This window comes from Microcoleus sp. LAD1_D5 (genome assembly GCF_036702115.1).
GTDB lineage: Bacteria > Cyanobacteriota > Cyanobacteriia > Cyanobacteriales > Microcoleaceae > Microcoleus.
Genome location: NZ_JAUBSA010000012.1, coordinates 87567 through 98782, shown reverse-complemented (window position 1 = coordinate 98782; position 11216 = coordinate 87567). Strand labels below are relative to the sequence as shown.

Annotated in this window: 11 protein-coding genes and 1 tRNA gene; 4 read left to right on the top strand and 8 right to left on the bottom strand. The window is 47.0% G+C overall.

Translation table 11 applies throughout. The features are described 5' to 3' along the window. Positions 1–42: 42 nt before the first annotated feature. Positions 43–1539, bottom strand: a complete 1497-nt coding sequence (locus QUA70_RS08435; RefSeq protein WP_333348676.1) for a mannitol dehydrogenase family protein — start codon at positions 1537–1539, stop codon at positions 43–45. Positions 1540–1568: 29 nt separating this feature from the next. Between QUA70_RS08435 and QUA70_RS08430 the strand changes: the two genes are divergently transcribed. Both QUA70_RS08430 and QUA70_RS08425 read left to right on the top strand, forming a co-directional pair. After that, positions 1569–1691: a sugar-binding domain-containing protein gene (locus tag QUA70_RS08430; protein ID WP_333331791.1), complete on the top strand. Its 123-nt coding sequence runs from the start codon at positions 1569–1571 to the stop codon at positions 1689–1691. A 161-nt stretch (positions 1692–1852) separates the two neighbouring features. Further along, a complete protein-coding gene (locus QUA70_RS08425; RefSeq protein ID WP_333348678.1) occupies positions 1853–3142 on the top strand; it encodes an NAD(P)/FAD-dependent oxidoreductase in 1290 nt (429 codons plus the stop codon). 68 nt (positions 3143–3210) lie between these two features. On the opposite strand, the gene QUA70_RS08420 is transcribed toward QUA70_RS08425, so the two are convergent. From QUA70_RS08420 to QUA70_RS08390, 7 genes are all read right to left on the bottom strand, one after another. Then, positions 3211–3954, bottom strand: coding sequence for an HAD family phosphatase (locus QUA70_RS08420; RefSeq protein ID WP_333348680.1), 744 nt, complete (start codon positions 3952–3954; stop codon positions 3211–3213). Beyond that, positions 3935–5440 carry a mannitol dehydrogenase family protein gene (locus QUA70_RS08415; RefSeq protein ID WP_333348682.1) on the bottom strand — a complete coding sequence of 502 codons (1506 nt, stop codon included), beginning with the start codon at positions 5438–5440 and terminating at the stop codon, positions 3935–3937. Before QUA70_RS08415 ends, QUA70_RS08420 begins: the two co-directional genes overlap by 20 nt. A gap of 1078 nt (positions 5441–6518) precedes the next feature. Next, positions 6519–7280 (bottom strand): DUF72 domain-containing protein, encoded by a 762-nt coding sequence (locus tag QUA70_RS08410; protein ID WP_333348684.1) that lies wholly within the window; start codon positions 7278–7280, stop codon positions 6519–6521. A 90-nt stretch (positions 7281–7370) separates the two neighbouring features. Beyond that, a complete protein-coding gene (locus QUA70_RS08405) occupies positions 7371–7748 on the bottom strand; it encodes a hypothetical protein (RefSeq protein WP_333331762.1) in 378 nt (125 codons plus the stop codon). Positions 7749–7922: 174 nt separating this feature from the next. Further along, entirely contained in the window at positions 7923–8972 is a 1050-nt protein-coding gene (gene ygfZ, locus QUA70_RS08400) for a CAF17-like 4Fe-4S cluster assembly/insertion protein YgfZ (RefSeq protein WP_333348726.1), read from the bottom strand. Positions 8973–9073: 101 nt separating this feature from the next. Then, complete coding sequence (locus tag QUA70_RS08395) at positions 9074–9457, bottom strand: hypothetical protein (RefSeq protein ID WP_333348686.1); 384 nt, start codon at positions 9455–9457, stop codon at positions 9074–9076. Between the two features lie 192 nt (positions 9458–9649). Then, positions 9650–9721: transfer RNA gene (locus QUA70_RS08390), tRNA-Val, on the bottom strand. 72 nt (positions 9722–9793) lie between these two features. Here QUA70_RS08390 and QUA70_RS08385 point away from each other — a divergent pair. Together QUA70_RS08385 and mazG are read left to right on the top strand one after the other, a co-directional pair. Further along, the gene (locus tag QUA70_RS08385) at positions 9794–10381 is read left to right on the top strand and encodes a metal-binding protein (RefSeq protein ID WP_333348688.1); all 588 of its coding nucleotides are present in this window, start codon (positions 9794–9796) and stop codon (positions 10379–10381) included. A gap of 6 nt (positions 10382–10387) precedes the next feature. Next, positions 10388–11215 (top strand): nucleoside triphosphate pyrophosphohydrolase, encoded by an 828-nt coding sequence (mazG, locus tag QUA70_RS08380; protein ID WP_333348690.1) that lies wholly within the window; start codon positions 10388–10390, stop codon positions 11213–11215. Position 11216: the final 1 nt, after the last annotated feature.

The following is an 11216-nucleotide window of genomic DNA, read 5'->3' as shown; positions in this document are numbered from 1 at the left end:
GTGGCAGTGTCAAATAGGTTTCCTCACGGATGCGGAGGGTGCCTACGACAATCGGGCTAGCGTTCCTTTAGCACCGAACTCATGCAAACTACGCAACTGGTCAGCAACAGTCTCGACGAAACGTGGTGACTGTACTAAATCTCCAAAAATTTCAGATAGGCCCAGTAATGGTCTGGGATCTAATTCACTCAAACTGGCGCGTTGAGTAAGGATGTCTGCTAATGGGTCATCAATGGGAATAGGTTGCCCTTGTTCATCATGACTATTGATGTATCGACACCAAGCAGCAATCGTCAAACTTAGGTAATCGATCGCACCTCCAAGTTGTAATTTATCGCGGATCGATCCCAAAACAAACTTAGGAATTTTGGCCGACCCATTCAGGCAAAGGCGTGGAAGCTGATCGCGAATTTTGGGATTGGAAAACCGTTCAATTAAAGTTTTTTTATAATCGTCTAAATCGATCCCAGGAACGGGTTGGAGCGTTGGTGTCACCTCGTCCATCAGGTTAGCAACTGCTTGCTGAAACAAGGGATCAGCCATGACTTCATAAACGTAGTTATAACCTGCCAGAGAGCCGAGATAGCCAATCAGCATATGGCTGGCATTGAGCAGCCGAATTTTCATCATTTCATAGGGATGAACATCCTTAGTCATCTGTACGCCAACGGATTCCCAATCGGGTCTGCCTGCACAAAAGGTATCTTCGATTACCCACTGGAGGAAAGGCTCCGCGACGCATGGAAACGCATCATCAATACCAAACTGTTGAGCCACCATTTTGATATCTGCTGGGGTTGTCAGCGGAGTAATGCGATCGACCATGCAGTTGGGAAACGCAACGTGTTCAGCAATCCAACTTCCTAAGTCTGGATCGCGCATTTGGGCAAATGTCGTTAGCATTTTCCGCACCATGTTGCCGTTGCCCTGGATATTGTCGCAGGACAAGACTGTAAAGGGTGCCAACCCCTGTTTACGCCGCTTTTCGAGCGCGGCTGTCAAAAAACCGTATGTCCCAAGTGGTTTGTCAGGATGTTGCAAATCGTGCTGCATCGTCGGGTGGTTTACATCGAAATTGCCACTTCCTTCAATGTAGTAGTAGCCGCTTTCAGTGATCGTTAGAGTAACGATTCGGCATTCGGGGGCTGCTAATGCTTCAATAACTGCTTGACGATTGTCTGGTGCAAAAAGGTATTGAGTGATTGAACCGATGACTCTAGCGCGATCTCCTTCTAGCGATCGCTCAACTAAAGTATACAAACAATCTTGGGATTGAAGCGCATCCCGCATCCGCCTGTCGTAGTCATAGTCCAGCAATCCAACACCACAGATTCCCCAATCACTACCAGGATTCTGATGGAAATAATCATCGAGATAAAGCGCTTGGTGCGATCGATGAAATCCACCAACCCCAATATGCACAATTCCATTAGTAACTTGATGGCGATCGTAATTGGGTACGCGCACGTTTCCAGGTAAACGAGACAGGGATGCTTGATTCAGCTTGATTGTTGAGCCTGTGGTGGTATTGCTGTTCATCTTAATTTATGGCCTTGTGAGGACGGCTTATTATCAGTATTGCAGGATGCGTGAAAAAGGTGGAGTCAATTTTGGCGGCTCTGCATGGGAAGTCGATCGCAAGACTGATCGCCGATGAAGCTGTCGCCCAAGCTATTCTTGAGAATGTCTAACTTTTCAGAGGTTGCCGATGGGACATGAAAAGACAACCCAGATCCCCCACTTCTTTGTTGAAACCCTGATTGCCCTGAATCAATTTTATTCAGAAGTCGCGGCTCTGCCGGCAAGCATAATAAAGTTCGGTACATCAACTCATAGTATTCGGTAAACCCCTATGGTTCAAAACGTTGTGATTATTGGAGCGGGCCCGGCTGGACTGCTACTGGCACATTATTTATTGCGTCGGGGCAACTACCATATTCATATCTATGAACGTCGTCCCGATCCTCGGTTGACTGATGTTTCTGGAAACCGCACATTTCCGCTCTCGCTTCAGGAACGGGGCAGAAAAGCCATTCGAGCCATTGTTGGGTTAGAGGAGGCGATCGCCGCTCAAAGTGTGTTCTGTCACGGGACGATTATTTATCGGAAAAAGGGCAAATCCCGGCCGGTTCCTCGCGAAAATCCGGTGCTCACAATCGATCGCAATTGCCTCGTGACGATTCTGTTGAAGCAATTAACCGAAACCTCTAGTCCGAATCAGGTTAAAGTACATTTCAACTGTGAATGTACGGCTGTGGATGCAACGGCCAAAACCTTGATGTTGAAACCTTCAGAAGGAGATAGCTTTACCGTTCACTACGATCTACTGGTGGGTGCCGATGGGGCGCGATCGCAAATTCGAGAGTATTTAGTCGAGAATGCAGGCTTGCCGTGTTCCCAAAGCTATGTTCCGGATGCCTATAAATCTGTGTTTTTAAGTCGGCTCAATCCGACTGCAGGAGTGGAGTTAGAACCGAATAAAGTCCATGCCTGGAATTTGAATAATAAAACCCGGATGTTAATGGTACCCCAGCCAGGAGACCAGTTGAATGGCGTGATTATTTTTGAGGCACAGACTAATCCCCTAGAAGGATTATCCACGAAAGAAGAAGTCAAGGCATTTTTTGAGGAAAATTTCCCGCTGTTTGGTCAGTTGATGTCGTGGGAAGAAGCGGAGGCGTTGCTGAAGCGTCCAGTGGCGAGGGTGTTAACGGTACGTTGCGATCGCTTTCATGAGGGCGATAGTGTGTTGCTGATTGGCGATGCTGCTCATGCGGTGTCTCCCTCGATTGGCCAGGGGTGTAATTCTTCGTTAGAGGATGTACTGATTTTGGGACAATTGTTAGAGCAGTATGGGGATGATTGGGGGAAGGTTTTGCCTTTATTTTCAGAGCAGCGAGTCCCGGATGCCCATGCCTTGCAAGAGTTATCAAATTATTCGTTTCCTCGCACGAAGTTGTTGGTGGTTGAGTTTTTCTTGCGGTTGACGATAGGAAGGCTATTTCATCGATGGTTTCCCCGTTTAGTTAAGCCGTTTGTGTTTGATTTGGTGTTAGATACGGACTTGTCTTATTCGCAGGTGTTGAGTCTGAGTCAAGGGTGGATTTATAAGGTAAAGCGTTCGATGGCCCAGAATTCTTGATATTCAGCAACGCCATCTTTCACCATCCTAACTAAGGGCATCAAGCGATCCCGCGATGCCCCGTGTCCTTACACTGGGGTTGTTGATAACAGACCGATAAGATCGTGCATCCGCTCGATAACTTGGTGGGCACCAGCCGACTCAAGAGCATCTGCACGGCTTTTTCGTTCATCCTCGCTTATATGAGTCCCCCCTACATAACCGATAATCTGCCCAATTCCAGCGGCAACGGCAGACCTTACACCACTGATAGAATCTTCAATTGCCACGCAATCGGAAACTTCTGCGTCCAGACACTTGACTGCATGTAGGTAGATGTCAGGAAGTGGCTTGGGACGCGGAACGGGGAGAGAGTCGTGAGCGCTAAATACCTGCTCGCTGGGGAAATAGTCGCTCAGGGCAGCAGAAGTAAGGCAAGCACTCAGCCGCTGTAAGCTGCTGTTACTTACAAGTGCATATTCAAATCCGTCGTCGCGCAGGTAAGACAGCACTTGGGGCGTTCCTGAAGTTGCTTTTGCCTGTACAGTAAGCCGTTCAATCGCTCTCTTTTCTTCTTCAGCCACTAGCCTGTCAATATCGTGTTCATTAAGACTGGTTAATGAGTCTGGGTAAAGCTTTTTGAGTATTTCCCTGTAGGGTTTCCCGGCGAAGCTTTTAACAAAGTCCTCAAGCTCATAGTGTTGAGCGCCAGGGAACTCACGAGCCACTTCATTTGTCAGCCTCCATGCGCTCTTAAGTGCTATGGTTTCACTATCAACGACAGTTCCGTCATGATCGAAAAGCACCACCAAATCATGCTGAAGCGCTTTCATTCAAAAGACCTCCCTCACTGTAATTTTTAAGCGTAGTCAATAGTCCTTGCGTCTGGAGATCTCGCAAAGCTTGGTGGCATTCATTATCTACGACCTGTGTATGTTCGCAATTCTCCAATCCCAAAATCCCGCTAATCACTGCGCCTTCTTGAATCGCTGTAATTGCGCTTACGGTATCCTTGGGATGATAGGACTGACCAGACTCGCTCACCCCCTCTCTAACTGCAAGCAGCCACGCGGCAACGGGAAGTATAATCCGCTTCATGCTGACTTTTCGGCTATAAGCATCCTGAAGTATGGGAAATATATACTTGCCTACTTTCCTTGCTGTTTCTGAAGAGATTCTCTCAGTAGTATCGGGAAGATCTTCGTTACTCAGTCTTCGTAACACCTCCTCCATATATTGTTCACACATCTCGCGAGGCACTGGTGTTGCTGCCGCTATATCGTCCATGAGAAGCCGAGTAAACAAGTTGAATTCCGGTAGCGTTATCGCCTCGTGCATATACTCTATACCTGCTCTTACAGCTAAACAGGCTATGAAGGAGTGTACTGCATTCAAGAATCTCGACTTCATATACAGGAAGGGAGTGATGTCGCTAGTCATAATGACCCCCGCATCTTCCCACTTGGGTCGATCGCCTGTGAATTTGTCTTCCACGACAAACTGCCAAAATGGTTCGGTTACAATGGGTGCGCGATCTCGAACTTGCAACAGTCGGTTGGGGTAGTTATAGTCGGATTCTTGCTCTTGAGGCACAATCCTGTCTACAACCGTATTAGGAAATGTGGCGTTATCCCTGATGTATTCTGCAAGTTGAGGATCGATCGAGTCAGCGTAAGCTAGCACTGCTTTTCGCAGGATCTCCCCGTTTCTTGGCAGGTTGTCGCAAGAAAGGGTGGTGAAGAGGGTCATGTTGCGATCGCGTCGTCGGCGTAGCGCCTCTACTATAAAGCCAATTGCAGTTGTTGGAGTGGAAGGATTTTGCAAATCGTGCGCGATGTCTTCATTCGCTGTGTCGAGATTAAAATTCTTGTCTAGATGGTAGCCTCCTTGAGTAATTGTCAGAGTCACAAGATGCACAGAAGAAGACGCCATCTTTTCGAGCACATAGTAGCACTTCTCTCTACCATCGACAATTTCCCTGACAGAACCGATAACTTCCGCTTCCTCACGCTTTTGAGCGCAACTAGAGTGTTTGGTCAAAGTGTAAAGGAATCTCTGCGGTTTCAACCTAGTAATGGTCTGTTGACTCTTGAGGCTAACCCCACAAATCCCCCATCTCTGCTCTTGGGAATTTTTCTGTGCCAGATAGTTATGTATTATGTAGGCGAGGTGGCCCCTAAAAAAACGACCAGGCCCGAAATGAACGATACCAGTCTTAAGCGCCCTCCTGTCGTAAAGAGACTGTTCTCTCCACAAACCAGTTACAGTACCGAAGCGAGAACTTGAAGAAACACTGGGCGGTCTGAGTAAGTTAACCATGATAGTTCTTAGATAAGTGGATAATCAAGTAAAAAAGAATAGGTCTGTCTGGGTATAGCCCATGACCTACCTGCAGAACAAATATCTTAAAGTGCGAAAATCTTAGGCATACTCTGTGGCATCTACAAGGAAACGTTTAGCCACAGGGTAATTAGGGTCTGACAGGTAGAACAGAGAAAGAAGAAATCAGGTAAACTTAATTAATTAAGTATCAAATATCAAGTAGTCATTAACCTGAAGTAAGGCACAAGAGTACGCCACCTACTGCCACTTTGTTTGGCTTGGGCCAGTGCGTAAGTCGAATGTCTTTCCTATAAGGCGCAAATAGACTGCTTTTAAATTATGCCTTTAGATTTCTTAATAACTCTGTACTCTTTGTATGTTATTTACCTTGGTCGCTGTTATCCTCCGTCTTCAGGAGAATCTACAAACGATTCTTTAGAGGTACTTATAACAACAGAGTAATTAGGGTCTTACAGGCAGAACAGAGAAAGAAGAAATCAGGTAAACTTAATTAATTAAGTATCAAATATCAAGTAGTCATTAACCTGAAGTAAGGCACAAGAATACGCCACCTACTGCCACTTTGTTTAGCTTGGGCAAGTGCGTAAGTCGAATGTCTTTCCTATAAGGCGCTAGACTGCTTTTAAATTATGCCCTTAGATTACCTAATAGCTCTGTACACTTTGTATATTATTTATCTTGGTCGCTGCTATCATCTGTCTTCAGGAGAATCTACACATAATTCTTTAGAGGGACTTATAACCACAATCAAGCGTATACTTGGCTACAAGCAGTTAAGTTAGAGTTGGGCGTTTGTGTAGCAAGCGTCCAAAAAACAACGCTTGCCTTGAAAAGTCCTGTCTGTAGCGGATGGCTGATACAGCATTGCAAGTTTGTTTCAGTCTGTCAATAAATTTTTAAAATTTCCTCACTCACAACTGGGCTGTGCACTCCTCCTGAGCAAATCCTCCACAGACACCTGACACTCTGGAAATGCCAAAGGTGCGATTAAATCCGACTGCGGAACGTTTTTGAATGCGCCCAAAAGAATGCGAACGGTCTCAATCTTCGCTTGTCAGGAAGTACCGTTCTCCACAAAAGTTTTTAGCTTTGAAGCGTTGCGAACTGCATTTCCCTCTCCGTCATTGTTGAAGTAAACGAACACGCTCCGCCCCTGACTTTCCCACTCGTGGATGCGATCGGCCCACCAATGCAAATCATCATCCGAGTAGGAGCCGCCGTAGAGATTGTTGGCGTCGGGGCCGTGGAGGCGCACATAGACGAAGGAGCCCGTTGCGCGCAGGATACATGGAAGGTGGGCGCCGCTCATCACACAGTAAGCCGCTCCAGAGCGTTCCAGCAGCGAAAATACCTCTTCTGTGTGCCAGCTTGGATGTCGGAATTCGACAGCTACTTTGATCCAGGGGGGCACCTGTTCTAGAAAGTAGGCTAGGCGAGGCAAATCGCAGCCGAACTGGGGAGGGAGCTGGACGAGCAGAATACCCAATCGATCGCCCAAGCATTGAAGTCCCTCACTCATCCGTTCCAACCACTTTTCTGGGGAGTAAAGACGCTTGGAGTGGGTTAGACCACGGGGCGCTTTTACGGTCATCAGAAATCCTTGGGGGAGACGCTCTCGCCAGTTAGCGAAGGTAGTGTTTGGTGGCCAGCGGTAGTAGGTGCTATTAACTTCGACGGTTTGATAGTGCTGGATATAGCAATCGAGCCTAGAGCGAGGCGGTAGCTGGTGGGGATAAAGCACACCTTCCCAATGGTCGTAACTCCAACCTGAAGTGCCGATGTGAACAATCAAATCCGGGTTCGTTATCCCTTCCATGATTCGGAGCTGGAAATCGCTACTAAACAAACTTTCGTCCCAGCAGAGAGGGACTAAGAATATGATATTTGAAAACTGGATGCGATTGAATTAGTTGGCTCGATCGCTGCTACCTCCCTCTGTAGCTTTTTCTACTGCTTCTTGTGCCGGCGTAACTGCTTCGCCCACGTTATCTTTTACCGATTCTATAAATCTTTTGGTACTGGGGGCAATGGGTTGGTCGAGATTCAGCTTTTCTCGGATATTGTCAAGTACACCACTTGCATCCTTCTCTGTATCGCTTGTTGGCTGCCGATCGGGACGGGCAACTTCGTAAGACTTAGCTTCAGCAGTTAAAGGTGTAGCGATCGCTTGCATTTTGTTGCCCGATAATTCCAATTCGGAGCTAAAAATTAGCGCTATTCCTACAGCAAAGATTATTCCTACTCGCAGGCAAGTTGTAACTAAGCGCGATGTAAACTTTTTCATTGAAAAACTCTGTTTTTTCTGTGACGACTGTTATAAACAGTAATTGCTGTTGTTGGTTTGCAAATCTATCTAAAGATAGGACTTGGTGTTAATTTATGGTGTTAGCACCCTTCCCAAATCAACCTCAACAAAAAAGTTTTTGGCGTTGCGGCGTCAACAGGCGACCGAGCGCAACTACGAACTCAAGAAAGGTACATTTACTACTTCCCCTGACACCGATCCGACTTGCACTTTCAGTCCTTCGCCCCCCGCTTTTGTGCGGATGTAAGCAAGACCAAAAAAGCCGGATTCAGTTTCCGTAAAACTGGTGAGTTTGCCGACTTTTTCCTCTCCGATTGTGACTGCTGTTCCGGGTTCCACCGCACCGCTCAACTGCACGCCCCAAAGTTGCTGTTTGACTCCTTTGTAGGTGTTCAACCGGGCAATTGTTTCTTGACCGATGTAGCAGCCTTTGTCATAGGTAATCGTGTGTAAAAGACGGGCTTCTAAGGGATTGTAATCATCTGTGAGTTCAAAATCGGGGGCGGGGCGTCCTTGTGTGATTCGCAGTTGTTCCCAAACTCGATCGCCCATCGGTACGGCCCCAGCTTTGACTAATTCATGCCACAACTTGGCTGCATCGCTGGCTGGCGCAATTAACGTGTATCCGGGAGTTGCTAAACCGCTACCAACCGCAACTCGGACTTCCATACCTGCAAAATTTATCAATTTGTGAGTAGCGTAAGGTTGATTTTCTAGTTCGGTAACTCCGATTTTTTCTAATAGTTGAGTGCTTTCCGGGCCGAGGAAACTGAAAGCAATAGTTGTATCGGTTAAATCTGTTAACTCGACGCGATCCATTGGGAAAATATAGCGATCGAGCAATTCCAGTAGTTGGCGGCGGCGGTTGGGCGAAACTAACAGCAGTACGGCATCTTCTGTAGCGTAAGCGGTGGCGAGGTCGATCGTCCGGGCGGTGGAAGTCACGAAAACGGTGTCGCAACCTTGACCGGGTTTGAGTATATTGAAGTTATTGGTACTTTGATTGTGCAAGAAGCGCAGGCGATCGCTGTCTGAGATTTGAAGGCGTCCCCAGTGAGTGCGATCGTACAAAGCCACACCTTGTTTCGTTGCTGCGATCGCTTCTGCGTCGTTACCAAAACTGACTGGCACAATTTCTTTGGTTGTTAACTCTGCAAAAGTAGCACCGGCCGCTGCTTGAATGTCGTGCAATTCCTGAATCAGCATAAAATTTTGTTGACTGTTGACTGTTGACTGTTGACTGATGACTGTTGACTGTTGACTGTTGACCGTTAACTACTGCTTTCCTGTCAACTGACAACTGACTATTTGCCCAAATTGGCGAATATTTCTTGTATTAATTGACTGGCTTTGGCATCAAGACGATTCCAATCTACATCGCCAGTGTCCTCCTCAATCAAGCTAGTATCAATTACGACTTCCTGACTTGGCAGTTGAGTGTGGGCGGGCTGGTAGTTGACAAAGCAGACTTGATAGCAAAGTTCCCAAATATCGACACATCTTTGCTCGCCTTGAAGCTCTAAAAGTAGTTGATAGCCGGGAATGGGAATCTGCACTTCTTGATAAGTGCCCGTCCAGACTGACTCCTCTAATTGTTTGCGAATATTGTCGAGCACTCGGATCATCGCTGGCTGCATGAGCAGTTCAGCTTGCTTCCAGGCGATCGGGCTAGTTATTTTAGGCTTCATATACACGGTTCTAAAAAAGAAAATCAATAAATTAATTTTCTAGCATTGGGTGCCAACTTTTGAGACATCCGCCACAGAATGTTAAATTTAGTCGTCACCAACTTCAAAAGTCAACCGTCCACAGCAACAGTTAAAGCCGTTCTCGGCTTGAAGGCTAAAAACGGCTGAAACTGTTGATATTGAGTTATCGGATGGGTAATGTAGGATTTGAACCTACGGCATCCTGCGTGTAAAGCAGGCGCTCTACCACTGAGCTAATCACCCAATTGCACTCACCGGGATTTATCATATCACAGTAACTCAGAAAGATCAAGTAAAAAAAATCCTAAACTTTAAATGCCCTCTGGCCGCACCCACGATCAAATAACCATGTGGAGTTTGCCCTTGGTGGCAGCCCTCACCTTTGGCCAGACTCAGAGCAGCAACCTGACTTTGCTCGTTTCCGGCAGCTTCTTATTCGGCGGGCTGATGTTTGGCCCGGACTTAGATATCTACTCTTGCCAGTATCAGCGCTGGGGATGGTTCAAAGCGATTTGGCTCCCATACCAAAAAAACCTGCGCCACCGCTCTTTTTTGTCCCACGGCCCTCTAATTGGCACTGCTTTGCGAATCTTTTACCTGACTACCTGGATCGCGGTTTTTGGGATACTGGGATTGGTAATTGCCGAAAAAATTGGCCCCCCTGGGTGGACTTGGGAGGATGTGGTTTTAGGTTGTTGGCGATCGCTCTGTCAACACCCCCTCGAATTTTTAGCTGTGTACGTCGGCTTAGAATTCGGCGCCATGAGCCACTATCTCAGCGATTGGGGCGGCTCGGCTTACAAAAGATTCAAAAAAAAAGGATTGAGCGGGTTGCGGCCTCCTGCCACAATTAAGAGGCGCAAACGCCAACCTCCCCGCCGCACTAGCAAATCTAAAAGGTAAATTCCGATGTCTAATTCAGAAAGTCGATCGCTCACAGCACTCAAAGAACTTATAGAAGTTGTGGCTAAATTGCGAGCGCCCGACGGCGGATGTCCTTGGGATTTAGCCCAAACTCCCCAAACTCTAATTCCTCACATAATCGAAGAAGCTTATGAAACCGCCGACGCGATTCGCAAAGGAGATAAAGATGCGATCGTCGAAGAATTGGGCGACTTACTGTTACAGGTAATTCTGCAAGCTCAAATTGCCAGCGAATCCAATCAGTTTACCTTCGCCGAAATCGCTGCAGGCATTACAGAAAAACTAATTAGGCGACATCCCCACGTCTTTGGCGATGTCGAACTCAACAGCGTAGATGAAGTCAACGAAAACTGGGAAAAAATCAAAGCAGCAGAAAAAGGCACAACTTCGGAAAAGCCGGCAACTTTAGCCTCAAAAATGAGCCGTTATGCCAGCACTTTGCCGCCGATCACCGCCGGGATGAAAATCTCTCAAAAAGCTGCGGAAGTGAGTTTTGATTGGGACAGTGTAGACGGCGTTTGGGATAAATTTCACGAAGAAATGGCAGAATTTGAACACGCTCTCAAACACGAGGATAAGGCAGCGCAGCAGTCAGAATTGGGAGATATTATGTTTGTGTTGATTCAATTAGCTCGCTGGTACGATTTAGATCCGTCGGCTGCTTTGCAAGGAACAAACGATCGCTTCGTGCAGCGGTTTGCGAAGGTAGAGGCTGCGTGCGATCGACCTTTGTCAGATTATGCCCCAGAAGAGTTAGAATCTCTGTGGCAGCAAGCTAAAGCTTTAATTGCTAAACAAAAGGGCGATCGGTAAT

What these genes read in the sequence shown, in the direction of transcription:
- QUA70_RS08405 (WP_333331762.1), bottom strand. Translation starts at nt 7,748, where the DNA reads ATGAAAAAGTTTACATCGCGCTTAGTTACAACTTGCCTGCGAGTAGGA.
- QUA70_RS08395 (WP_333348686.1), bottom strand. Translation starts at nt 9,457, where the DNA reads ATGAAGCCTAAAATAACTAGCCCGATCGCCTGGAAGCAAGCTGAACTG.
- QUA70_RS08385 (WP_333348688.1), top strand. Translation starts at nt 9,794, where the DNA reads ATGCCCTCTGGCCGCACCCACGATCAAATAACCATGTGGAGTTTGCCC.
- QUA70_RS08425 (WP_333348678.1), top strand. Translation starts at nt 1,853, where the DNA reads ATGGTTCAAAACGTTGTGATTATTGGAGCGGGCCCGGCTGGACTGCTA.
- mazG (WP_333348690.1), top strand. Translation starts at nt 10,388, where the DNA reads ATGTCTAATTCAGAAAGTCGATCGCTCACAGCACTCAAAGAACTTATA.
- QUA70_RS08420 (WP_333348680.1), bottom strand. Translation starts at nt 3,954, where the DNA reads ATGAAAGCGCTTCAGCATGATTTGGTGGTGCTTTTCGATCATGACGGA.
- QUA70_RS08410 (WP_333348684.1), bottom strand. Translation starts at nt 7,280, where the DNA reads ATGGAAGGGATAACGAACCCGGATTTGATTGTTCACATCGGCACTTCA.
- QUA70_RS08435 (WP_333348676.1), bottom strand. Translation starts at nt 1,539, where the DNA reads ATGAACAGCAATACCACCACAGGCTCAACAATCAAGCTGAATCAAGCA.
- QUA70_RS08415 (WP_333348682.1), bottom strand. Translation starts at nt 5,440, where the DNA reads ATGGTTAACTTACTCAGACCGCCCAGTGTTTCTTCAAGTTCTCGCTTC.